The sequence below is a fragment of the Lactiplantibacillus sp. YT640 genome (genome assembly GCF_049745435.1).
Classification (GTDB): domain Bacteria; phylum Bacillota; class Bacilli; order Lactobacillales; family Lactobacillaceae; genus Lactiplantibacillus; species Lactiplantibacillus plantarum.
In genome coordinates, this window is record NZ_JBMNVY010000005.1 from 1 (window position 1) to 25,007 (window position 25,007).

The window sequence follows — 25,007 nt, forward strand, 5'->3', positions numbered from 1 at the left end:
CTCTTGATTCAAAACCAAGAGACCCTACACATTTGATTCGTCGAAACTTTGTTCAGTTTTCAAAGATCTAATTCCGTGTGTTAATCGCTTAACACAACTTAATCATCATAACATCTTAATCAATATCTTGTCAACAACTTTTTTAAGAAGTAACTTGATTAATTTGTCATAGTTGCCATTGCGACAACAGAGACTATCTTACCAATTACTGAAGAAGTTGTCAACAACTAATTTCAATAATTATTTGGTGGTGAGATGCATCTGCCGTAGCAGCAACGTTTACTAATATACCAGCCAGTTATGAAACTGTCAACAATTAATCCAATGTTTTTTCACTTTTATGAAAAGAACGGCACAAAACTGTCGTCAATTACACAATTACTACATTATATGTCATCGATTAACATCATTGTGAGATGGCACTATGTTTTCCAATTAAGGATTCCCTTTAGACAGCAAAAAAGCGCCCGTAAAAGCACGACGAACGCTTATCTTAAGCCAGCACATCTAATTTTAAAAATTCAAATGACGTTTAACGATTGGTCGAATTCCCGCAACAATTGGGAATGCCAAGATACCACCAACCACAGCTTGAACTAAATTAGTCGGTACACCAACCAATCCAGTTCCCATCGTATACAACAGCGAATCTGACAAAAAGTATCCGACCACCATCACCACTACCGCAGTAATTATCGCTGCAATCTGTCGACCATGTGATTTGCTAGCACCAAGATATCCTGCTATTCCGCCCTCTAAACCATGAACGAGTAGTGAGAAAAACATATACTGTGGATACCCTAGCAATAAATCTAGTAATAGTCCGCTAGCACCGCCAACAATGACCCCACCACGCCAGCCAAAAATCAGTGCTGCAATAAAGATTCCCGCATCACATAAGTTAATATAACCGTGTGTCATCGGGATTGGGATATGGAAAAAGATAGAAATAACAACATTAAGTGCGATCAACATCCCCAGGATTGCAATCGTCCGTGTATTAAATTTAACCCCCACCAAAACTTTCATCTCCTCAATTGATTTTCATCCGGCAATGATCACACATTATTAATGTGACCTAAGTAAATTTTACACCAGTTCTTACTTGTAATAATAATAAAAAGACTGGGCCACAACGGGTCCAGTCCACCTGCTAAATTAACTTACTTAACATGTGCCAAGAAGTAACGTTTCTTACCACGACGTACAATGACAAATTTACCATTAAAGGCTGCGGACGGATCAATCTCGGCATCGACATCCGTCACCTTTTCACCATTGATTCGAATCGCACCGTTTTTAATATCTTCACGTGCTTGACGCCGAGAAGGTTCGAATTTCGTAGCATCAACCAGCCACAAGACAATGTTTTGCTTTTCAGCTGAGACGTCTGCTGATGGCACACCCTTGAAACCTTGTTCAATTTCATCCGCCGTTAAACTTTGAACATCACCAGTAAACAACGCCTTAGTAATATTTTCAGCTTCAACTACCGCCTGCTTGCCATGAACAAATTCCGTGACTTCTTCAGCTAAGCGCCGTTGTGCTTCCCGTTTTTCAGGTGCAGTCTTCACCGTTTCGGCCAATCGATCGATTTCTTCATGACTTAAGAACGTGAAGTACTTGAGATATTTGACGACGTCTCGATCATCCTGGTTGATCCAGAATTGATAGAATTCATACGGTGATGTCCGTTCAGGGTTTAACCATACGGCCCCACCAGCAGTCTTACCAAACTTAGTTCCATCCGCCTTCAACAATAATGGAATTGTTAATCCGTAAGCCTTAGCGTCATTGCCTTCTAAGCGGTGGATCAAATCGGTCCCCGCGGTGATATTGCCCCACTGATCAGCCCCACCAATCTGGAGTTGCACGTGTTCAGCACGGTACAAGTGTAAGAAGTCAACTGATTGTAAGATTTGGTATGTGAATTCAGTGTATGAAATGCCCACTTCCAACCGGCTTGCAACAACTTCCTTGTTCAGCATCGTGTTCACGCTGAACAACTTACCATAATCGCGTAAGAAATCTAGTAATGAAATTTTTGATAACCAATCGTAGTTATTCACAATCGAAAAGTTTTCGTCATGACCAAACAACTTGTACATCTGAGCACTTAAGCCATCCTGATTATGCTTCACTTGATCCATGGTCTGTAACTTACGTTCTGAGTTCTTACCAGATGGATCACCGATAGCACCCGTCCCACCACCAACTACAACGTAGGGATGATGACCAGCCAATTGGAATCGTTTGAGAATCATGAAAGGAATCAAATGCCCAATATGCATACTATCCCCGGTTGGATCAATCCCACAGTATAGTGAGACTGATTGGTTTTCGGTAAGTTCCTTTAACCCGGCCTCATCCGTTTGTTGGTTAATGGCACCACGCCATTTTAAATCATCGATAATGTTCATGTTAGTCCTCCTCGTTATTGTCGCTGGACAAAAAAACTCGCCCCTGTCATCAAAACAGGGACGAGTTTTCCGCGTTACCACCCAAGTTATCACCAAATGTGATCGCTCATTGATTAGTAACGGATATCATCCGGCCAATGGCAGTTCACGTTATGTAATTCATCTTTGACCACAGCTCGGTTCGCACCACCCACCGAGTCGCTAGACTGTTGGGTCAACGACTACTAATTAACGATCACTACTTTTTAATTATTACCTAACATCATAAGCACTCCACTGCCAAAAGTCAATCCTATTTTCGGTCAAAACATCGCATTAAACCCACTAATCTAACCATAGTGTCTGGCTTGTGAATGCGGTTGACGTCGACACAGTGATATAACCAGACTACTGGCACTCATTTATTGAGCTCCCAGGTAAAAACTTAATTTTTAGCATCCGCCGCAATTTTGATAACGGTATTGGCTTGCTGGCCTTGAACCTTAGCAACCTGTTTGCCATTTTGCCATTGAACTGAGTTTGCCTGTCCGTTTTGTGGGGTATCGTACACGGTAACGGCACCACTCGTGACATTTTTACTCGTCAAATCTTGCTTTTGAATCTGATTATTGACCTGATTAGCAAACTTGGTTGGATTACCAGCAACGTCCTGTGTATTGGCAATCGTTGTCACTGACCAACTACCCGTGTTCCAATGAACATACACTTTGCCCATCGTCCCTTGAACCGTTGCCGCTGTACCTGAATTAAGTGTCGTACGCTGACCCTGCGTATTCGCTAAGTAATCGACTTGGCTGCTGGCATCACTTTTCGTATTGTAGTTCGTCTGTTGATACGTCGCAGTCGTCGAACTAGTCCCAGCTTTGGCGTACTTCACCCGGTAGTTTCCCTTGGTCCCACTTGCACTGATGGCCTTGACTGTTTGATTGGTTGCCTTGACGGTCGTAGGCGCTGCCGTCTGACTAACCAAACTAACACTGTCTGAAGCCGCGTGTAATACATTCGTTACTGAAGGTACGGCAACAATTCCGACCACCAACATCCCAGTTGCAGTGGCGATTCCTAATTGAATTTTGCGCTTAAAGTTCATGAAAAATATCCTCCTAATTTCTACAACAAATGACCGATTTTACTTAACCATAATTACCTTTTCTACCATGATAATGAGAACTGAGCGACAGCCATGCAATCAGCTAAGTCCTCGCTTGTCCCGAGAAGTGTTATGTACGGGACGTATTTGTGTTCGTTGCCAACGTGGTGCACGACGAATCGTCGACCCTCGCCGCTGCACCGTTACTCGTAGTGCGCGGCGGCGGGATTGCCTGTTTTTCGTTACTCGCTGCCTCAGTGACGGTTGACGTCGCGTAAGTCGCTGCCGCGTTCGCCCTTTTGAACGAGTCACCGGTTTTGTTCGAATACTCTTACCGGGCCGCCGAAGTTTAGTTGCTTTGGACGTATTCAGTTTAAACTGTGTTCCTGTACGTCGCGTCGCTTTAAGTTTTATCACTTTGGGCTGAGTCGCTCGGCGTCGAATGGCGCGATGCTGAGTTATTTTGCCATGATGGCTGTTAACACTGATCGTTTGCAATGACCGCCGTTTGACGCGCGCCACGGTCTGCGAACGCGACTTATTGCTTACCACTTTCTGCTGCACCGGCCGAGTCTTCACAGCTGGCTGAACTGCTGGCCTCTTAATGGCGACAACTGCTTGGCCCACCCGTCCATGCTGTTGATTGTGGGCCGGCATAGTCAAATGGCGATCGTGCACAACTTTCAGTCTTGGTTGAGCTTTAATCGCAACACCGGGTGCGCCACGGGTCGTCCCCAACCACCACGAAACGGGATGAACACTAGTAATGACCCAACTATTATCAACCGGTGCCGCTAGCCCAGCTAAATGATAGCGATTGGTATACTGCCATAACGCCGCCGAAATGATTGGTGGGTTGGGCGTTAGCGCACCAATCCACTGGGCATCAAACCGTTGCCGCGCTTGGTTGGCATACGTCAGTGCGAACGAAGCATACGAATAGAAGATCAGTTTTTTGTTAGTCAATGCGCGCATTTCACGATACCAAGCCGCAACTGCCGCATTAGTTGATCCTGAACGTACCGTATTAACTTCAAAATCCAAAGCATAAAAACGCGCAGCTTTATTGGAGCGCGCATAAAACGCTTGGGCTTCACGGCGCGCGCTAGCGGCATCCGTAAATTGCGAAAAATCATACTCACCAAATGGAATCCCATAACGAACATATAATGCCGTATTATTCGCTGCGTCCCGGTCAACATAATTTAAACCATACTGACGACGATTGATCACAAATAGCACTTGCGACTTCATCGCCTGCACCTGACTTGGGCTGAGCTGTCCTTGCCACTCGGAAATATCGACCACCGCGTGTCCCTGTGCTTGAACCGTAATTTGCATGCCAAGTGTGGCGACCACCGCCGTTCCAACTAACCAACTGAGCCTTTTAATCCCCATCATGCGGTCCCTCTCCCCATACTGTGCTCCGCAATTAAAAAAATTATCATCATAAGTTGTTGGTGATTCCCACAATCACCAACAACTAAACTGTCAAGGACAGTTTATGACATACCCATAACTTTAACATTCTTATACTACCAATAATAGGCCATTTTTAATGGGCTGGGGCGTCAATTCGATTTCAATTCAGTTACAGCTTGTTAACAAAGCGTCGCCCCTTTATGGTTAATATTATGAACAACTCTGGAAAGGCTGATATTTGAATTACAGTTTGGTTACAATCATGATATTGTTAGCAGTTTCTCACCCGCTTTCCGGTGCCCGAACTACCCATACCACGGGATATTACAACCGTTTCATTCGAAAATACCGCCACAAAAAAAGCAACTAATCCTCATCAAGATTTTGGCTCATCTTGACCAAGATTAGTTGCTTAAACTAATTGGTTCACAATAGCATGTTGTTAACTAACTAATGTGGTAACGTCAGAACAATGGCTTGCTTGCCCATCTGATTATAAGCAGCCTCAAAATTCTTCCAGCTGACTGCCTGCTGTTTTTCTCCGTACGGATTGTTAATATAAATCAACTTTTTAGTCCGGTTAAAGCCAACAATGACCACGCTGTGCATATCATAAGTCACTTTAACGGAGCCCTGTGGTGTCTGCCAAGTTTGCATTGTGCTGACCGGTGCAAACGAAGCCGTCGTAATTGTCCAAACGGGCCGTCCTTGTTCTAACTGTTCAATCACAGTATCAAAGTTTGCCCCCGTTAAGTCCTTCACCTGACTAGTCTCAGTTTTCGCCAATTTATAGATTGGCTTATGATAGGCACCTAACCCAGGATCGTTACCAGTAATATCCCCAACAAACCCATACTCTGGATTTCCGTGTTCGCCGTCACTATAAGTGAGTGGCACACTCGTAATCTTTGCCGCTAATTCATTTTTAGTGACATTGATATGCGCATAATTCATCAACATCGTCAACGATGTGACTTCACAACCATTGTATAAACGTGGTGTTGTCATTTGATTCACTAGCGGGACGTCCAACTTGACCTGATTGACCGACTTGGGCTTCGTTTGGGAACTAGACTTAGCTGCATCCGTTTGTTTAGTTGTAAACGATGCATCAATCCAGTCAGAAACTTGTGTGCTTGTAAATCCAATGCCCCCCAAAAGCACCATGGCAATTATGATCAGCGTCCAGGACCGGCGCCGTTTCCGTAAATGTCTTGGCATTTGTTACCATCCGTTTCTCTTTTAATTTGATTGACTACTTTACTAACATACTATGTAGTATCATACCATGGACGAATCAATAATACACCTTTACAATCTTAAAAAAAAGGCTTGTATAATCAGCCGTAAGTCAATGCTGACAAGGATTAAGGTTAGCCTGGCTAATCATTAAGCAACACACTGCTTTAATCAGTTTATTGATATATTAGTAACCTTATTATCAATTTGTTGAATTAGCCCTGACCGTTACTTAGATTATAATTGAGATTATCTGGCCGAGGCTGGCTTTTCCCAAAATGGCCTTGAATATTCGTTATTTGCCGATGAAGTCAACTTTCCTAATTCTGGGCACCTTCGTTATTTTATGAAGCACTGAGTCCTTGTTTTCAAAACAGCATTAAATTGGCCCCGGCAAATCCGTTGCGTCCTTAGATTATCTGTCATCCGTTTCAAGCCTAGTGGCATCCAAAGTTTTAACTTCTGATCAGCTTTAGAAAATTTTACGTTGATTAAAGCGCTTTCTTTATTACAATAGTAGTAAAAGCAGTTAAATTTTATGGTTAATTGTGAAAGGACCTGACTGGCATGGCTAATTCTGAAGACCAAATGGATAAACACTTACAATCCGCAATATTCGGGGCCCCCGTACTACATCCGGATGAACAACACCGTAACCTTGGCACGTTTCACGAACGAATCGATGTGGGCATTACTTTCACCCAAGCACTCATGCGTGACTACTCAACCGAACTAAAAAGTGAAATGGCGGCCCATCCTGATTACCAGCTACTCCTACATGGCTTGCTAGATGAAGACATCCTGAATCGCTACGTTAAACTAGCCAACCAGCAGCACATCAGGTTTGCGATTCGAAATGACCTCATGTACCAGCACACACCTACGAGCCTCGCCATCGCCCTAGTCGCCAACTGTGCCATCACGCCACCGACAATCGATATCGATGAACGTTTTCCCGTTCCGCCACTTAACACAACTACCGATTGGTCGCACGACGTCCTCATCGATCACATTCACCGTCATCTGGAACGCAATCGTCAACTCTTCAGCATCAAACACCACTTAATCTAACCAGTGTCTTACTTTGACATCTATTGTGCGTGTTGACATGAATTATGGTTAAAACAAACTGTTTAACTGCATTATTTTCCGTCAGCCGGTGCGCGTCCTATGCCGACCTCCGGGGCTGGGTGACAATTGCTGGAACGCAGCCGACGTCGATTTGAGCTAACGCCCAACCCGCGTCATCTCAAATACGAGTCTTATTCTAAGCCGGAAGCAACCCACTTCCAGCTAAGAATGATTTGGCTACTGAGCATTGTCACCCAGCCCCTCCAGTCTCAAGCCTGTGAGGGGCCACGGGTTGAAGCCGCTCGAATGGCTGATGAACGACCACCGAACTTAGCACAATCTATCGTTGGCTATTTTGATACTGGAACTTCAAACAAAGTGTTAGGTGCATTAGCACTTTGTCGAGAGATTACATCTTACTACACCAATTCAGGATTAGTGAGCTATCTCAATATCACTTTCAGTCTGACAGTTGATTAACAAAATTATCGTTTATGAAAAGCAACGACGAATTCATCAAAAGCTTAGGTACATCTTTGTCCGCCATTCGAACACTATCCCGACTGGAAGGCATTTCGGCCAATGCTCAGCGGTGAAATTCCACTTAGCAAGCGTCCTTGGCTTGGTTAGTGGAAGACCAGTATTTAAGACGTGGTTTGCGGCTTAAATCTGTGTCCACCGCGTTCCAGCAATTGGCAGAAATGCCTGGAAGTCGGTGTAGGACGCGCCAACTAAGCAATTTTACGCTTACTCGACTTTTTTCCAGCGGGCCTAAGCTGGTTGCTTTTGATTTAAAAAACAGTCCGTTTTAACCATATTTAATGCCAATCTCTCAAATCGATGCATTATACACAAAGCCACCAACTTAAAATGATCAGCTTTCACTGATTGTCCTAAGTTGGTGGCTTTTACTTTATCAATCAAAAGACTTAATTGACTTCACCATTGGCCCACTAGTTAAAATAATTGCATCACGCTAATTACGATTGGTGGCACTAGCAAGGCTGGTAATAGGTTCAACGTACTGAATTGCTTGATTTTCAACATACCTAAGCCGGATGCTAGAATCAAGATACCACCAACAATGGTAATTTCATTCAGTAACGCTGCACTCAACGCACCTTTCAAAATTAATGCTAAAACATACAGGCTCCCCTGCCAACAAAACAAGACGCCCGCCGCAATCGCGATGCCAAATCCGAAAGTGGATGCTAATACGATCGACGTGATGCCATCTAACATGCCATTCGTAAACAAAAAGGTGTAATCATGCTTTAAGGCTGCCTCAATCGGCCCCAAAATCGATAACGATCCAATACAGTACAGTAACACCGCAGTCGCTAGGCCTTCCGCTAAGTTGCCACCCGCCAAACGGCCCACCCAGCGGTCAAAATGCCCTTGAATATCCAAAGCTTGACCAATTAATCCACCAATCGCCAAGCTCACAATAAAAAGCACCGGGTACTTACTCTGCGGCATCCGTTGCACGACCGCATTAATGCCGATGACACAAGCCGCTAGCCCTAACGCTTGTAATAATATCGCATGGTAAGCTGGCTTGATTCCTTTTTTAAAGATACTGCCGACCAAGCAACCAGCTAAAATCATGCTCGTATTAAAAATCGCTCCAATCATATCGCCACTCCTAATCAATAGCTTAATCTCTAGCGCTTATTTCAATTTAAAATAATTAATTATCATTTAGTATAAAGTCTAAAGTTACTTGAGGGTCAAGTCTTGATTGGTAATTGTATCTGCGTCACCGACTGTGCAACCTGATCTGTAATCCCATAATCAATCAGTGCTGTCTCAATAGCTGTTCCCGCCACGTGCCAGCCGCGAGCACGACAATCCGCTAACAATTGTCGATACTGCATCGGGGCATCCAAATGAGTGCCGTGAAAAATCCGCTGCGCATAGCTACCAGCCGCCAAGTGTTCTTGATGGGGTGGCACCGTATCACCCGGTTCAAATAATAAACAAATTCCCGCATAGCGGTCAAAATGTCCGGCTTGGATGGCTTGCTGGTCGAGCATCAGCGCAACCTTGCCGAGAAAGATTTCGTTCGTCGCGCCGGTCTGTGCGCGTAGCTTAGCAATAACAAGTTCAATATCATCTTGAGGGCGATAAGGCTGACGTAAAGCCACCATCGCTCTTTCAGGTAACGTCACGCATTCAGTCACATCAAAATTGGCACTTTGGGCCGTTTTAATCTGGGCCAAGCGTGTATTGATCCGTTGTTGTACCGCCGTTAATAATTGCAATTGCGCCTCAACCTGCTGCTGTTGGGTCGTTAACATACTCGTCAGCTTGGACAGTTCACGGGCCGCAAAAAAATCGGCAATCGTAGCCAATGGTAAGCCGAGTGCTCGCAAATATTTAATGGTACTCAACCGTTCGAACTGAGGCGTCCCATAATATCGGTAGTGACTATGCGGATTGACTCGTGCCGGCGTCAATAACCCAATCTCGTCATAATAGCGTAAAGTCGCCACTGGGATATCAAATAACTGTGCGAGTTGCCCAATCGAAAAATCAGTTGTCATCCGATCGCCATCCTCCCCTATAGGTCTTATCATAACTTAATCGCTGAAGTAATTGCTGTAACCAGAATAAGATATCATAAAAAAAGTTGCATTTCAGAAATTAATTTCTGAAATACAACTTTTGGGTCTATCAATCATCAGTGATCATCGCCATCGCATTATTAATGCAGAACTAACTGACAGAGCTGTTTTCAATTATTTCGTAATTGCGCGCGCATGCCCCGCCCGAATCTCAGCTAAATACTGATCACTTTTGGCCGTATCAAATTCATGTTCTGACTTACCGATAATTACCGCAGCTAATGAATTGCCGACCACGTTAACCACGGTTCGTCCCATGTCAACTAGCCGGTCGATTCCCGCAATAAAAGCGAGTCCTTGTACTGGCACGCCAATCGTTGAAATCGTCGCCAATAAGACAACAAACGAAGCCCCCGGCACACCAGCAATCCCCTTTGACGTAATCATAAGTACAATCAATAAAGTGATCTGCTGGCTGAGTGACAGGTGAATCCCATAAGCCTGAGCTAAGAAAAGCGCCGCTAACGATTGATAAATTGCGGAGCCATCCAAGTTAAACGTATACCCAGTTGGGATCACAAATGAGACAATTCCTTCACTAACACCGTATTTCCCCATCTTATCGATAATGCGGGGCAGGGCTGCTTCAGAACTCGCCGTTGAAAAGCCAAGCACCATTTCATCACGAATGACCCGTAGTAGGTGCCAAATATTTAAACCGAATAACTTACCAACAATGCCCATCACAACCACAATAAAGATTGCCATGGTAATATAAGCAAGAATAATGAAATAGCCTAACGGGGCCAGCGCCTTCAAGCCCATTTCAGCGACCGTGACCCCAATTAAGGCACAGACGCCAATCGGAGCCGTGTGCATGACCCAGTTCGTCACTTTGAACATAGCTTCGGCGACAGCGTTCATAAAGTCCAGAATAATTTTGCCTTGTTCGCCAATAGCCGCCGTCCCTAAACCAAAGAAAACGGCAAAAAAGATGACTGGAATCATGTCACCAGCTGACAATGATTTAAAGACGTTAGTCGGGATAATGCCCATGACCGTCGACCAAATACCATTGTGTGAGACCGTCTTAGCGGTTTGCACATACTGACTAATATTCGACGCATGTAGTTGATGAATATCGATATAGTCACCAGGGTGAAAAATGTTACCCATTAACAACCCTAAGGCGATCGCAATCGTCGTCATGATTTCGAAATAGATAATGGTTTTACCACCGATCCGACCTAACTTTTTGAGGTCGCCCATATTAGCAATCCCGGTAATCAGACATGCCACCACGATTGGTAAAACGATCATTTGAATCAGACTGATGAACATCGTCCCGATGTTTTGCATCGCAGTAATCGCCGTTTTATTGCCATAAAAGACGACCCCTAATACAATTCCAAGCACTAGCCCAATTAAGATCTGCCAGCCCAAGCTCAATCGGAACTGGCGATACCGCTTCATCTTCCCCTGCTTTTCCAAGCTACTTCCGCCCCATTCTCATTTATGGATGTTTTTATGAAATATTGCACACAATATTAATATTTTAGCACATTTTCAGTCAATATGAGAATTAAATTAAAAAATCAATCATTAAAATCAAATGGTCCCATTGTAATAGACGTTAATCTCAGTTGCTTTCCTCATAATCACGTAATTGTCGCGGTGAATCACTATTTCCGTTACCATCAGAATCCGAACATTAACCAAAATAGCGACAATTAAAACTAGCTTGGTTAGTAGTTGTAATCATTCCTAACCAAGCTAGTTTTTCAAGCAACAACTTTATTCAACGGCTGCGGCTACAACACCTCATCATGTCGTCACTCACTAACCGATTTAAACCGCTATTTGGAACGGGTCATCCGGTCATAGACAGCGGCACTAACCCAATCAGCGGTCCACATCCATAAAACATGCCCAATGGCTTCTGACACGTGTTCGGTCATTGGTTGATCCTTCGCAGCGGGAACGGTCCCCAGTGCTGGCAAGATACCATGGTGAAAGGCTGTCCAGATACCTAACCCATACAACGCGCTGCTGCCACCTTTTGCCCGGGGGTGCTTGCGAGCCCATAAACTATAGGCCACAGCAAACGTCGTTGAGAATCCGAAATGCATGACATAGCTGACACCTGGTAAATCATGACCAGAATATGAATACGTTGCATGCGTAACGCTGGCGGGAATCCCAATTTGTTGCAATAATTGTTGTGGGGGATTCGTTTGATCCCGCTGTGGCGTTCGTGGCGGTAAGATATTCTCCCACCCTAACTTAACTAAACCAGAAATCACACCACCAGTCACACCAGCAATAACTGCGGCCCGATGATTGAATTGCTTGTTCACCATTAATAATTACCTGCCTCTCTATTCAATAAATTAATCATACCAGCCTTGGTACCCATTTCGAAATAATTTAGCCTGGTAATTAAATAAAAAATTTGATTTACAAAAATGAACGTGATACGATTACCACATTGATTTATCACTTGATAAATGAAATTAAAAGGGAGGAATTGACATGTATTTAGGCTTAAAAGAAATGGCCCACGAAAAACTCAGATATGGGCTACTTAGCGGGGTTTTGCTACTAATTGCCCTCGTCGTCTTTATGCTAGCGGGCCTTGCTAACGGGTTATCCAATGGTAATCGTCAGGCTGTTGACCAGTGGCATGCTCAAACAGTTTATTTGAACGAAGATGCGAATCAGACACTGTCAGCATCCCAATTAAAACTAGCAGACCAAGATCGAATCAAAGGTCAGGACGTCGCACCCTTAGCTAGTCTGTCCGGTACTTTACGAACTGCCAGTAATGGTCAAAAGACTAACGCTAGCGCTTTTGGGACCACTCGCGATAGTTTTCTGATGCCAAAAGTCATCTCAGGACACCGAATCAACGGCAAGAATCAATTATTGATTTCCGCGGGATTAAAAGACAAAGGCTATCGGATTGGTCAGAAAGTTCGCATTGGGACCACTGATCAAAAGGTAACGATCGTCGGTACTTTCAAAGCTAGTACCTATAGTATTGCGCCAACGGTCTACACGGACGTTGCCACGCTCAATCGTCTCAAAGGTAATCCCATCACCAGTGGCGATCAACAACCGGTCAACGCCTTTGTGACTAAAAAGAGTCATTTCAAGACTCAACATCATGGCAACATGCAACGTTTATCAATTGTCACGTTTATTGAAAAATTACCAGGATACAGCGCTGAGCAGTTGACACTCAACACGATGATTTACTTCTTGTTCGCAATTGCCCTAGCCGTGATTGGAATTTTCATGTTCGTTCTGACCCTTCAAAAACAAGCCTTGTTCGGGGTCTTAAAAGTACAAGGTATTGGTACCAAACACATCTTGGCTGCCCTACTCACCCAAAGTGTCGTCATGGCAATCATTGGTATCGGCATCGGCCTTCTAATTACGTTAGGCCTCGCGCAAATCATGCCCGCCGGATTACCATTCGCCACTGACTGGCCACAATTTGGTATTTATAGTGTGGCTCTCTTGTTAGCTGCAGTCGTCGGTGCCTTACTCTCATGGCGGACTGTCGCCAAGATTGACCCCGTCGTTGCCATTGGATAAGGAGGATGATATCAATGAGTCAACCAGTTTTAGCCTTACAAAATATTAATAAACAATTTGGTCACGGTCATACCGCTGTTAACGCTTTGACTGATGCCAATTTCGAAGTCAGTGCTGGCCAATTCGTCGCGATTATCGGCCCCTCTGGCTCAGGTAAATCCACCTTTTTGACGATTGCTGCCGGTTTACAAACGCCAACAAGTGGTCAAGTTATTCTGAACGGACAACCACTATCGAATCAAACGGAAAAACAGCGCTTAGCCTACCGTTTCAATGAAATTGGCTTTATCTTGCAGAGTTCCAATCTGATTCCATTCCTGACGGTTCGTGAACAGTTCAAGCTCGTCGATAAAATGGCCCGGCGCAAATTTGATCAAGCAGGCACCGATGAATTACTAGCAGAGTTAGCCCTTACTGAAGTTCGGGATGCCTACCCAAGTGACCTCTCCGGTGGTGAACGCCAACGTGTTGCCATCGCCCGCGCTCTTTACAATGATCCAAGCGTCATTCTCGCAGACGAACCGACCGCCAGCCTGGACACGCCCCGCTCCATCGACGTCGTCAAGCGCCTCGCCAACGAAGCTCATCAGCACCAAAAGGCCATCGTAATGGTGACCCATGACCAGCGGCTAATTGATGACTGTGACGTGGTCTATCAAATTGAAGATGGTAAGATGAGTCGCCGCGATTCGTAGCGATATTGACCACTGCACTTTAACCTCATAACAACAAAAATGACCTCGCAATAATATTCCTGCGAGGTCATTTTTATTGTTCATATTCACACAACTTATCAGGTACTACAAATCGAAAGCTAGAGTTTACCAAGCTCAAAGACAGCCTGCTTCGGCCCGCTGGAAAAAGTGCGAGTTAGCGTAAACATGCTTAGATTTAGTCATCCGACACCAAGTCATCCGTTCAACTAATTAGCTTGCGGCAATTTATATCGCAATGCGCGGTAAACAAGTGCGACCACGTACACTGTGATAAACCGATCTAAATAATCCGTTCCCACTTGTATCAAGAAGACGGCCATCGCTTTGCCCATACCGGTACCTAATAATAATTGGACTAGCATGCTCGAACCAGACGACGTGATGCCATGAAATAAGATGACCGTAATCGCCGTGGATAAAAGTGTTCCGGGAAGTGAAATAACACCAGCTAGCCACCAATTTGACCGCCACGTGCCCGGCTTGATTCGCCGATATAGCAGACCAGCAACTAACCCAGTCAGCAGTTGAACGGGCATGAAGAACAGCGAGTACAGGTCTGTCGTCGCACCCACGATAACTCCGGTGGCACCCCCGGCCAACATTCCACCCAGTGGTCCAAACACAGCAGCAGCCAAAACGGTACCAATTGAATCTAAATAAATCGGTAATTTTAACATCAAGGCAATGTTACTGCCAACAATATTCAGGGCAATGCAGAGCGCCAATAACGTAATTGCCCGCGTTTTTATTCTCTTCATGCACTCACCAATTGGTGCAAGACTTGCGTTAAATCAGGATCAGCCGCACCGACCACAGTCGTTAAGAACAACCGCCAAAAAGCTACGACGTCAACCTTCGTCATGATTTGACTATTGGGTGTGTTGTGCCAAAAATCATGATCATCCACGATTGACTGCCCACGCGCGACACCATCCGTCACAACCGTCGTGTAGCTTTCAAAGCCACTCAGAATCGTTGGGTCAAGCATTCCGGCCACGGCCAACGGATCATTGATCACACAACCAATAACCCGTTCATATTCCCAATGAAAGTCAAAATAAAAGGTTGTAATTTTCTCAATAAACGCCCCCATTGCTGGATTGACGTCTTTAATATACGTTAATAAACTGGGTGTCAACACGATGTTACGCGTGACGTCTAAACCAACCATCTGAATGGGAACAGGCATCAAGTCAAAGACGACCTTGGCCGCATCCGGGTCACACCAGAAGTTGTATTCAGCCACTGGCGAACAATTACCGTGACTCCGATAACTTCCACCCATCAGTGTAAATTGATCGACTTGTTCAAATAAGCGTGGATCACGTTGCAGTACCGTTGCAATGTTCGTCAACGGTCCCAACGCTAAAATCGAAGTATCAGGTGCTTCAATCAGCGTCTCTTCAATAAAACCAGCGGCATCTTGAATCGGTCGTACCGCCGTTACCGCTGGAATCTGACTATTCCCTAAACCATCATCGCCGTGGGTGTCTTGCGCACTCGTGTAGGCGACTTCTAATGGGCGATTAGCGCCCAAATAGACTGGAATATCCAATCGGTCAGCCAAATCTAAAATTTTCAGTGCATTTTCCGCACCGATATGGGTTGGCACGTTCCCACAAACAATTGTAATCCCAATCACATTAAGTGCCGGTGATTTAAGAGCCAATAATAGTGCTAAACTATCATCGATCCCGGGATCACAGTCAATAATAACGTTACGCGTCGCATTCATTCTCTTACCTCCGATAACTGAAGTTCTTGGTTTTTTATCCTGGGAAGTTTACGAACCAGGCCAGCTCGCCTAATTAGGCCAAACTGTATGTGATGAAATGCTAATCCAATTATAGCGGACGGTGGGGCCCTTGAAAACCACCAATCGTTACTCCGACTCACATCTTGATTGCCGCATGCTACTTCTCCGACAATGATCACCACGACCTGCTTAACCCGCTGTAAATACTCATCCCCATTAGCCCCGCAACATCATTATTTGCAGTATTCATACGCTCCCAGCGACACCTTAAGTAGTTTCCCACCTCCCATTTCGAACCAATTATTTAATTATGTTACTGAACTTTTACCGGAGTTCAGCAAGTGAATGACCGGAAAACATGGTACAATATGACTACTAAAGATAAAGTAGGTGTCGAATCATGCGTAAAGTTCAGTTTTATGGGGCCATTTCAATTGACAGTTGTTTAGCCACTAAGGATAATCGGCTGGACTGGCTGTTCAAAACAGCTGGTGCCAACGATGCCCCCACCGAAGCATTTATGCAGCAAGTTGATACCGCCATCATGGGCCGCCATACTTACGAATACACGATGGAACAAACCACTGATCAACTCATTAATCCATATAATCCGGCGACCCACAATATTGTCATGACTTCCCACCCCCACACCGGTGATGAACGTACCCAGTTCACCAACACCCCCGTCACGAAGATCGTCGAAGACTTGCGACGTACTGCTGGCCAAAACATTTGGATTGTTGGCGGTGCTGGCGTCTTAATGCCGCTGTTAGCTGCGGATTTAGTTGATGAGCTCTACATCCAGATTGCACCAGTCATTTTGGGTGACGGCATTCCCTTATTTAAAGCAATTGACCAGCAACAGCGCTTTGAATTAGTTGACACCAATCGATATAGTCAGCTCGCCGAAGTCCACTATCAACGTTTAACAACTGAATAATGTCGTGATTAAAAAATCCCAGCCCGTTTGCAACACGCAAACAAGTTGGGATTTTCAATTGCTTTAAGCTTCACGTTGGCGTTTAACCGCCTGACGAAGTAATAGCGGTGCAATCAGCGTCGTTAAAATGATTGCTGTGATGACTGCCGAATAACGATCATCTGATAGTAATTTACCTTGATAACCTATCTGTGCAATGATCAGGGCCATCTCCCCACGTGACACCATGCCGGCGCCAATCTCATAGCCGCTTAACCAATTAAAACCCGCTAACCGTGCGCCGACCCCGGCACCAATGAGCTTAGTGGCAATTGCCGCAACGGTAATCACAACGATGAACCAAAAATCGTTCAAGAAACCATTGAATGACATATTCAGCCCAATACTAACGAAAAAGACTGGGATAAATACAGCATTACCAATGGGTTGAATATGCTCATCGATAACTTCATGATAGTCCGTCTGACCAACGGCGATACCGGCAAAGAACGCGCCAATCACAGCACTTAAACCGATTGCGTCCGCTAAGTATGAGAGTCCAAAACAAATCACTAGTGACATCAGCGTGATGGAGGTTGGAACCAGTAGAGCATTCCCCACGGCCATTAAATGTGGCACCACCCACTTGACCACAAAGTACAGCGCCACAAAGAACGCCAACTGAATCGCCAGCGAGAGTCCCAAGTTGGTTGAGGCATGACTACCGCCACCACTGACTTCACTGCCAAATAAGCTGATCATCAAACTCAGAATCAAAACAGCCAGGACGTCATCAACGACCGCTGCACCTAAAATCGTCGTCCCTTCTTTACCATCGAGGGCGCCTAACTCTTTGAGAACCGCGACTGAAATCGAAACCGATGTGGCCGCGAAGGTTACGCCCAAGAACAAACTTTCAGTGGCGTTAAGGTGAAATAGTTGGCTACACCAGTCAATCACCGCAACGGGTAGAATGACCCCCAGGACCGCAACTAACAAGCTAGGACGCCAATACTTCTTCAGCAATTTCAAATCGCTCTCTAAACCGGCCATGAACATTAAAATAATCACGCCAAGCTCCGCGAAGTCTTTGATAAAACTTGTTGCTGAGACCCAACCTAATACGGCTGGGCCAAGTACAATTCCACTTAACAATTGACCAATCACCGCGGGTAAGCCCATTCGGACACTCAGGTGCCCCGCAACCGCCGTAACAATTAAAATCAACGCTAAACTACCAACATAATCCATTAAAAACCTCCTAAAAAAGGGCACCGCAAGCTCTGACTACCCAACCCAAAAGTAGTCCGAATTCTTGAAGTGTCCTTCAACCGTAAAATCTATTGTGCAATTAGTATAGCATATTTTTACAAGTCTAGCCGTGACATCTACTTATGAAAGCGGTTATAATAACTCATATACTGTTAACTGAAAGGTCGCTTAGTCGTGTTGAACATTCCTGATTTTCGTCAACGTTTTGGTTTTTTAGTTTTTTCCATTATTCTGAATTCTGCTGCCAACGCGCTCACCATCGCCACCAGCCTAGGCAGTGCCGTCTGGACTGGCTCCAGCGTTAATCTAGCTGACTGGACCCATATTTCATTAGGAACCACCTTGTTAATGTACGGTGTGGTTGTCACGATTCTCAACCAACTTCTGTTAGGTCACTTTGATCGGCGTCGGTTTATCTCCAACTTGCTCTATATCGTGCCCTTTAGTTACCTGGTCCAATTTATCGGCTACTTTTGGGATTGGCTACAGATTCCCGCCCTGCCCCTGTTGCCACGCTTGATTCTAAACGTGCTTGGACTATTAGGCGTTGCGGCCGCCGTCTCGATTTACCAGCGTTGTAATTTAATTCAGCATCCGAACGATGATTTATCGTACATCTTACGCTTTCGGTTTTTACATGGTTCCGCTATCATTGCCCAGTGGACCAGTTATTTGCCACCTCTGACGATTATCGTCGTTTCATTCTTCGCCACAGGTCATTTGCGTGCCATTGGCTTCGGGACGGCCTTTGCCTTAATTGCTCAAGGTGCCATCATGGGGTGGTCTGATCATCATGTTTTTCCCCATCTCAAACATCACGTGGATATTGTCCAGGCGCATCATCCGGCCTAAATGAATCTTGACAAAGTTCAGGCCAAGCCTCAATAATGAGAGTATTCTAATTTATTGGACTGAAGTAAATGAATTTAACGCAACTAACTAGTCAAATCATTTTGATGTTCATTCTCATGCTCGTCGGCCTGCTCGTTAACAAGCTCGGCTTCATGCATGCCCAGACTTCAACTGATTTAACCAACATCCTGTTATACATTGTGTCACCTTGCTTGATTATTCAAGCCTTTGAAAAGACATTTTCAGCCGACCGCTTGCAAATGTTAGCCCGGGTCATTGCTGGAATTGTGATCATTTATGTGCTCATGATCATTGTGACGCAATTACTATTCAAACGCGTCTCTGACCAGAATTTGCGTCGCATTATGCGTTACGGTGCCGTATATTCTAATGCCGGTTTTATGGGGATTCCATTAACCAGCTCCCTATTCGGTGCAACTGGCGTATTCTATGCTGTTGCCTCGTTAGCGGCCTTCAATATTTTTAGCTGGACTCACGGTATCACCCTCTTCACCGGACAACAGGGAAATCGGCGGGATAATCTTAAACAGATCGTCTTTAATCCGAATATCATCGCCATTGTTGTTGGGCTACTGATCTTCGTAACCTCGCTGCAACTGCCAACGATTGCCAATAGCGCCATTAAGTATGTCAGTTCGGTCAACACCCCCTTGTCCATGATCGTTATTGGGAACAGTTTGGCAGACGTTAAGCTTAACCGTGCGACACTCGATAAACGTCTTTGGTTAGTCATCTTATTGCGAAATTTACTGTTTCCATACTTGGCGATTGTTGTCCTCCAGCTAATGGGTATCACTGGTATCCCATTATTCACCACAGTGTTAATGGCTGCTTGCCCAGTCGCCGGAATCGTCGTCTTGTTCTCGCTCAAAGTCCACGGTGATCCCGGGCCAGCCGTTGCCCTAATGAGCATCTCAACGATTTTAAGTGTCGTTACCATTCCAATCGTCTTTGCTTTGGTCAACTTGTACTAATGTGCCTCACTGCTTTTAGTTAAGACTAAGTAAACGACAACTAAAAATGAGCCATCAGAATTTTTCATTCTGGTGGCTCATTTTTAATGACTAGCATTTGAGATACGACTTAAGCTTAGATCCACTGCGTTTTAGCAATTGGCAGAAAGCGCGCTAACTTTGTTTTTTGCTAAGTCGTGCGACGTCCATTGGCTTTAAACTGGCTGGTGTCAACCTCCAGCACTAGCATATCTCAGCCATAAATTGCACTGCAAAACAGTGGCTACTTTGCAACCACTCGTAGTTGTTCAATAACCTCTGGACGTGGCTGAGTTAGTCCGGCCGGTGAAAACAGCTGCTCGACCAAATCATCGCTAAGCAAGCGACGTCGATGTAATAATTCAGGAATTGCTTGGTTAGTGGTGAGCGCTTCTTTAATCAGCGCGGTAGTCGTCTCATAACCAAGGTATGGCGCCAAAACAGTTGCCGTAATGGCCGAATGTGCCACTTGATCTGCACAGCGTTGGCGATTGACCGTCAATTGCCGCACACAGTGATCGACTAATGTAGTCAAAGCCTGCTGTAAATGCTGCTCACTGGCTATCAATGCCCGTAACATAATCGGCTCGAAAGCGTTTAATTCCAATTGGCCTGCTTCCGCTGCCATTGTTACCGTCGTGTCATGACCAATCACTTCAAACGCAACTTGGTTAACAACCTCCGGAATAACCGGATTGATTTTACCTGGCATAATAGAAGAACCTGCTTGCTGTGCGGGCAAATTCAATTCACCAAAGCCAGCTTGTGGGCCGCTCGCCAGCAATCTTAAGTCATTGCTAAACTTGGAAAGATCAACGGCTAACGTCTTCATGGCCGCAGAGAATTCCACGAACAAATCACAGTTTTGCGTTGCATCGATCAAGTCTGGTGCAGCTACTAAATCTAAATCAGTATTTTGATTTAATTTCACTAAAATCTGCTGTTGATACGTGTGAGTCGCGTTGATGCCGGTACCGATTGCAGTCCCACCCAAATTTACGATTCGGAGATGTTCGCCCGCCTGCCGTACACGGGTCAAATCACGCTTGAATAATTGGTAATAAGCATGAAAGGTCCGCCCGTACGTCGTCGGTACCGCATCTTCAAGCTGAGTTCGGCCAACTTTGATGGCATCTTGATAACGCTGCGATTTAACCAGTAACGTTTGTACCAACCGGCTGAGTGCCGTTAATAGTCCTGGGAGTTGCATGCAAAGCGCCATTTTACCGGCCGTTGGAAAAGTATCATTGGTTGATTGTGATTGATTAACATCATCGTTGGGATGAACGGCAACTGCCGGCATCAATCGGTGAGCCAAATTAGCCACCACTTCATTGACGTTCATGTTAGCCGAGGTCCCAGCACCCCCCTGAATCGCTGGCACAATGAAGTTATCCGCGTAACGCCCCAGTAGTAACTGATTACATGCCGCAATAATGGCGTGTGCCTTATCATTAGACAAAGTTCCGGCAGCCGCATTCACACTGGCCGCCGCTTTCTTGATTTGAACGAGACTTTGCATGATCAGTGGATGCATCAATTCCGTCGTAATCGGAAAATTATGAACGGCACGTAACGTATGAATTCCATACAAAGCATCATCCGGAACAGCTAACTTACCAATACAATCAGCTTCAATTCGCATAGCAAAACCCTCTTATTTAGATTTCATGTTACATCTTCTAACATGAATAATTAGAGTTTAGACCATTTTCTCTGAAATACAATCCTTTTAATTGATTTACGACTAATATTAAGTTCAACGCCAATTATGGTTAATATTCATTAAGCTCATCATCAGCATACTTCATATTAATTAACTGTCCCCTACTGCCAGCGCCTATACCAATCATTAAGTTATTACACAAACATTAACGGCCTACTCGGTATAATAAACAGTTCGTTCAAAGATACTCGTCCTCTGGTAATTTATAAGCCAAGTACAGGTAAATCCAAAAGAAGATTCCCCCGCCAAAGAAGAAGACTAATCTGACTAAAGTCGAAGAAGTCTGAAAACATTCAGCTATTCCTCCACAAACACCAAGCAAGATGCGATCCTTTCTTGATTTTCTTAATGCCACTTGAACACCTCATTTCGTTGTACTTCTCGATAAACGTTATGTTAGTTAACTTAAACGCAGATTTCTGATTTAATAAGTTATTACACAAACATCAACAGCCTACTTAACAACAGGTATCGTGCTAGTCATTTTAGGATTAATCATGATTAAAACGTGTCGTTTTTTAAGTTCAAAAACGGCCAGCTAAAAACCGCTGGAAACAGGTGCGAGTGGGCGTAAACATGCTTTTCAAGTTCGTCCTACGCCGACTTCCAGGCATTTCTGCCAATTACTGGAACGCGGTGGACACAGATTTAAGCCGAAGCCCACGTCTTAAATACTGGTCTTCCACTAACCAAGCCAAGGACGCTTGCTAAGTGGAATTTCACCGCTGAGCATTGGCCGAAACGCCTTCCAGTCGGGACAGTGTTCGAATGGCGGACATGTGCGTACCCAACTTTTGGTAAATTCGTCATTGTTTTTCATAAACAATAATTTTATCAATCAACTGTCAGGGTGAAAATGATATTAGGATGTCTCACTATTCCTCAATCAACATCGTAATAATTGGCCGTCTCGACAAAGTGGTTAATACAACCCTAACGTTTCGTTTAAAGTTCCCGTATCAAAATAGCCAACAACAGATTGTGCTAAGTTAAGTGGCCGTTCATTAGCCATTCGAGCGGGTTCCCGACTGTAGGGGCTGGGTGACAATGCTCAGTAGCCAAATTATTCTTAGTCGGAAGTGATTTTCTTCCGGCTTAGAATAAGACTCGTATTTGAGATGACGCGGGTTATGCGTTAGCTCAAATCGACGTCGGCTGCGTTCCAGCAATTGTCACCCAGCCCCGGAGGTCGGAATAGGACGCACACCGGCTGACGAACAACAATCTAAACTTGACACGTTTTAATCATGATTCATGACCGATTAACTAATACACTGCTAATGTTGCGCTTGTCGTGTCACCACCCGTGGATAATGAACAAAGTGGGCATAAAAGCCAATCATTAACACGACGACCGCTAACCCGCAGACGCCGTTCCAACCAGCTAAATCCCATAAGACGTTGCCACAAAATGAACCTAGGGCGCCACCCATGAAGTAGCCAAACATGAATACCGAATTGAAACGGCTACTGGCATGGACATCGATGCTTTGAATCCGTGTCTGATTCGCGACCTGCCCGAATTGAGTACCTAAATCAAGAATGACGATACCAATAATTAACCCCACCAAATGCGTACCACTCAGCCAAAACACTACGTAGGCTAATGTTGATAACACTAGACCCAAGCCGATAATCGTTCGGGGCCGAAAACGATCGGCTAGGCGGCCGATTAAAGGGGCTGCTAACACACCGGTAACACCTAGCAACGCAAGCAGACCAGCTTCACGACTTCCCCACCCGTATTGATGCTGCAAGTAAAAGACGAGTGTTGCCCAGAAAATATTAGAAACACCAAACAAGACAAATCCGTTAACAGCCGACGCTCGCAAAACCGGATAGCGTTTTACTAACTGAGGTACTGTCTGAATCATGGCTTTATAATTCGTGGTATGTGTCGTCACGGGATCATGCGGTAATTTTCGCCACAAGACGAGCCACAATCCTGCAATCAAGATAGCGGCAATCAGATAGACCATCTGCCAAGGCAAATAGCTCGCAAGTACCCCACTGACAGTTCGTGACAAGAGAACCCCCACGAGCAAGCCACTCAGGACGTTGCCCAAGACTTGACCACGCTGATTACGAGGTGCGAGAAAGCCGGCGTACGGAATAATAACTTGTGGTGCCACCGAGGTTATCCCAATCAGTAAGCTTGCCAAGGCGTACACCCAAATATTGGGAGCCACGAAGGCTAGTAACGCTGAAATGATTGCGAGTACCAGTAAGCGCATAATCAACATTCGGCGATTCATGATATCACCCATGGGTACAATTAAGAGCAACCCGAAGGCATAGCCTAACTGCGTCAGCATTGCCACCGCGCCAATAACGGCGTTTGGGAGATTAAATTGTTGCGCAATGTCCGCCTCAATCGGTTGAATATAATTAATATTAGCCACTACAATGGCTGCGGAGATCGCCATTAATAGGACCGTACTTTTATTTAAAGATTTTGAATTCACGTTAATTTCCTTTCCAATTTTGAGATTTAACAGCTTAGTCAAAATTAGAAAGCTTGTTCAACCCTGATGATCAACCAGTGTTTTAACTGTTGATCAACGGGGACACTACCGCGCACGCCTAGTTAACCCACTGCTTAGCAGCGGCCAAATCAGTAACCATATGGGTCGGCCGTTCAGAACTAGTCGGTTGTCGCTGATCACGATTAATCCAAATCATCGGCCACTGCATAGCACTGGCTGGAACAACATCGGATTCATAGCCACGTGCAATATGCCAATGATTATCTGCCGTTAACTTAAAACGCTCTTGAACCGTTTCAAAGAAAGCTGACGCTGGTTTGTAAGCTTGAACGTCTTCAGCCGTAACAACCGCTGTGAACGACACCTTTAAAGCAGCAATGTTGGCCGGCATAATATCCCAGGAAGAATTCGACATAATAATCAATTGATAGCCCAATTGCTGCCAGGCTATTAAGGTCGGTATAACATCGGCGTATGGTAATAGGTGTCGTTGCACTTCCAAGCATTCAACGTAATGACTTTCAAAGAAGTGTTTCTGTTCAAACAATCGATCTAAATGCTTAAGATCAGCCCGGACTAATGTTGAATAATCTAGATAAGGATTGACACTGGCAGGATCATCCTCATAAGTCGCGTAGGCTTTGCGAACCGTTAGTGGGTCTAAACCAATCGCCAATCCTAAATTAGCCACCCATTGATACAGCGGCTCAGTATTAATTAGCGTCCCGTAACAATCAAATGTTAAATATTTTTTGGTCATATTTTTTAGCTTCCTTACTGAATGTCGATGAATTGTGCTGGCTATCATTAGCACGACTCACCACAAATTAACTAATATTATCTATTTTATTTTACCAC

23 protein-coding genes, 1 riboswitch and 1 other annotated feature are annotated in these 25,007 nt (G+C 44.8%); of the genes, 7 read left to right on the top strand and 16 right to left on the bottom strand.

Annotated elements, in window-relative coordinates:
* Positions 1–513: 513 nt before the first annotated feature.
* From ACOV1R_RS05035 to ACOV1R_RS05055, 5 genes are all read right to left on the bottom strand, one after another.
* Positions 514–1,029, bottom strand: coding sequence for an ECF transporter S component (locus ACOV1R_RS05035; RefSeq protein ID WP_021357272.1), 516 nt, complete (start codon positions 1,027–1,029; stop codon positions 514–516).
* A 134-nt stretch (positions 1,030–1,163) separates the two neighbouring features.
* Entirely contained in the window at positions 1,164–2,420 is a 1,257-nt protein-coding gene (tyrS, locus tag ACOV1R_RS05040) for a tyrosine--tRNA ligase (protein WP_015380777.1), read from the bottom strand.
* Positions 2,421–2,473: 53 nt separating this feature from the next.
* Positions 2,474–2,668 (bottom strand) — a binding site (T-box leader).
* 176 nt (positions 2,669–2,844) lie between these two features.
* Positions 2,845–3,510 (bottom strand): hypothetical protein, encoded by a 666-nt coding sequence (locus ACOV1R_RS05045; protein WP_003644804.1) that lies wholly within the window; start codon positions 3,508–3,510, stop codon positions 2,845–2,847.
* A gap of 99 nt (positions 3,511–3,609) precedes the next feature.
* On the bottom strand, positions 3,610–4,908 hold the full coding sequence (locus ACOV1R_RS05050; RefSeq protein ID WP_016527281.1) for a GH25 family lysozyme: 1,299 nt from the start codon (positions 4,906–4,908) through the stop codon (positions 3,610–3,612).
* Positions 4,909–5,382: 474 nt separating this feature from the next.
* Entirely contained in the window at positions 5,383–6,153 is a 771-nt protein-coding gene (locus ACOV1R_RS05055) for a C39 family peptidase (protein WP_027822941.1), read from the bottom strand.
* Positions 6,154–6,738: 585 nt separating this feature from the next.
* Between ACOV1R_RS05055 and ACOV1R_RS05060 the strand changes: the two genes are divergently transcribed.
* The gene (locus ACOV1R_RS05060; protein WP_003642097.1) at positions 6,739–7,242 is read left to right on the top strand and encodes a YueI family protein; all 504 of its coding nucleotides are present in this window, start codon (positions 6,739–6,741) and stop codon (positions 7,240–7,242) included.
* A gap of 306 nt (positions 7,243–7,548) precedes the next feature.
* Complete coding sequence (locus ACOV1R_RS05065; protein ID WP_003642098.1) at positions 7,549–7,722, top strand: hypothetical protein; 174 nt, start codon at positions 7,549–7,551, stop codon at positions 7,720–7,722.
* A gap of 477 nt (positions 7,723–8,199) precedes the next feature.
* Here ACOV1R_RS05065 and ACOV1R_RS05070 read toward each other — a convergent pair whose 3' ends face one another.
* The 4 genes from ACOV1R_RS05070 to ACOV1R_RS05085 all read right to left on the bottom strand — a co-directional run bounded on the left by ACOV1R_RS05070 (position 8,200) and on the right by ACOV1R_RS05085 (position 12,169).
* Positions 8,200–8,877 (bottom strand): DUF554 domain-containing protein, encoded by a 678-nt coding sequence (locus ACOV1R_RS05070; protein ID WP_027822472.1) that lies wholly within the window; start codon positions 8,875–8,877, stop codon positions 8,200–8,202.
* A 95-nt stretch (positions 8,878–8,972) separates the two neighbouring features.
* Complete coding sequence (locus tag ACOV1R_RS05075) at positions 8,973–9,788, bottom strand: MerR family transcriptional regulator (protein WP_064522644.1); 816 nt, start codon at positions 9,786–9,788, stop codon at positions 8,973–8,975.
* A gap of 195 nt (positions 9,789–9,983) precedes the next feature.
* Positions 9,984–11,282, bottom strand: coding sequence for a cation:dicarboxylate symporter family transporter (locus ACOV1R_RS05080; RefSeq protein ID WP_003644750.1), 1,299 nt, complete (start codon positions 11,280–11,282; stop codon positions 9,984–9,986).
* A gap of 383 nt (positions 11,283–11,665) precedes the next feature.
* On the bottom strand, positions 11,666–12,169 hold the full coding sequence (locus ACOV1R_RS05085) for a YagU family protein (protein ID WP_003642103.1): 504 nt from the start codon (positions 12,167–12,169) through the stop codon (positions 11,666–11,668).
* 172 nt (positions 12,170–12,341) lie between these two features.
* Here ACOV1R_RS05085 and ACOV1R_RS05090 point away from each other — a divergent pair, with 172 nt between their 5' ends.
* Positions 12,342–13,409, top strand: coding sequence for an ABC transporter permease (locus tag ACOV1R_RS05090; protein ID WP_021357156.1), 1,068 nt, complete (start codon positions 12,342–12,344; stop codon positions 13,407–13,409).
* 14 nt (positions 13,410–13,423) lie between these two features.
* Positions 13,424–14,104 (top strand): ABC transporter ATP-binding protein, encoded by a 681-nt coding sequence (locus ACOV1R_RS05095; RefSeq protein ID WP_003642105.1) that lies wholly within the window; start codon positions 13,424–13,426, stop codon positions 14,102–14,104.
* Positions 14,105–14,331: 227 nt separating this feature from the next.
* On the opposite strand, the gene ACOV1R_RS05100 is transcribed toward ACOV1R_RS05095, so the two are convergent.
* Complete coding sequence (locus tag ACOV1R_RS05100) at positions 14,332–14,883, bottom strand: ECF transporter S component (protein ID WP_015380784.1); 552 nt, start codon at positions 14,881–14,883, stop codon at positions 14,332–14,334.
* The gene (locus tag ACOV1R_RS05105; protein ID WP_015380785.1) at positions 14,880–15,860 is read right to left on the bottom strand and encodes a nucleoside hydrolase; all 981 of its coding nucleotides are present in this window, start codon (positions 15,858–15,860) and stop codon (positions 14,880–14,882) included. The genes ACOV1R_RS05100 and ACOV1R_RS05105 overlap by 4 nt, the downstream gene beginning before the upstream one ends.
* Before the next feature lie 20 nt (positions 15,861–15,880).
* A riboswitch (PreQ1 riboswitch) is annotated at positions 15,881–15,925 on the bottom strand.
* Between the two features lie 356 nt (positions 15,926–16,281).
* On the opposite strand from ACOV1R_RS05105, the gene ACOV1R_RS05110 reads away from it, so the two are divergent.
* A complete protein-coding gene (locus tag ACOV1R_RS05110; protein ID WP_128484968.1) occupies positions 16,282–16,821 on the top strand; it encodes a dihydrofolate reductase family protein in 540 nt (179 codons plus the stop codon).
* A gap of 63 nt (positions 16,822–16,884) precedes the next feature.
* On the opposite strand, the gene ACOV1R_RS05115 is transcribed toward ACOV1R_RS05110, so the two are convergent.
* Positions 16,885–18,051, bottom strand: coding sequence for a cation:proton antiporter (locus tag ACOV1R_RS05115; RefSeq protein ID WP_015380787.1), 1,167 nt, complete (start codon positions 18,049–18,051; stop codon positions 16,885–16,887).
* Between the two features lie 195 nt (positions 18,052–18,246).
* Here ACOV1R_RS05115 and ACOV1R_RS05120 point away from each other — a divergent pair, with 195 nt between their 5' ends.
* Together ACOV1R_RS05120 and ACOV1R_RS05125 are read left to right on the top strand one after the other, a co-directional pair.
* The gene (locus ACOV1R_RS05120; protein ID WP_015380788.1) at positions 18,247–18,924 is read left to right on the top strand and encodes a YczE/YyaS/YitT family protein; all 678 of its coding nucleotides are present in this window, start codon (positions 18,247–18,249) and stop codon (positions 18,922–18,924) included.
* 68 nt (positions 18,925–18,992) lie between these two features.
* Entirely contained in the window at positions 18,993–19,919 is a 927-nt protein-coding gene (locus ACOV1R_RS05125; RefSeq protein WP_015380789.1) for an AEC family transporter, read from the top strand.
* Positions 19,920–20,181: 262 nt separating this feature from the next.
* Here the strand turns inward: ACOV1R_RS05125 and ACOV1R_RS05130 are convergent, their stop codons facing one another.
* The 4 genes from ACOV1R_RS05130 to ACOV1R_RS05145 all read right to left on the bottom strand — a co-directional run bounded on the left by ACOV1R_RS05130 (position 20,182) and on the right by ACOV1R_RS05145 (position 24,909).
* Positions 20,182–21,582 carry an aspartate ammonia-lyase gene (locus ACOV1R_RS05130; RefSeq protein WP_015380790.1) on the bottom strand — a complete coding sequence of 467 codons (1,401 nt, stop codon included), beginning with the start codon at positions 21,580–21,582 and terminating at the stop codon, positions 20,182–20,184.
* Positions 21,583–21,841: 259 nt separating this feature from the next.
* Complete coding sequence (locus tag ACOV1R_RS05135) at positions 21,842–22,018, bottom strand: PspC domain-containing protein (RefSeq protein ID WP_076632946.1); 177 nt, start codon at positions 22,016–22,018, stop codon at positions 21,842–21,844.
* A 922-nt stretch (positions 22,019–22,940) separates the two neighbouring features.
* Positions 22,941–24,128, bottom strand: a complete 1,188-nt coding sequence (locus tag ACOV1R_RS05140; protein WP_011101930.1) for an MFS transporter — start codon at positions 24,126–24,128, stop codon at positions 22,941–22,943.
* A gap of 118 nt (positions 24,129–24,246) precedes the next feature.
* Entirely contained in the window at positions 24,247–24,909 is a 663-nt protein-coding gene (locus ACOV1R_RS05145; RefSeq protein WP_015380792.1) for an HAD family hydrolase, read from the bottom strand.
* Positions 24,910–25,007: the final 98 nt, after the last annotated feature.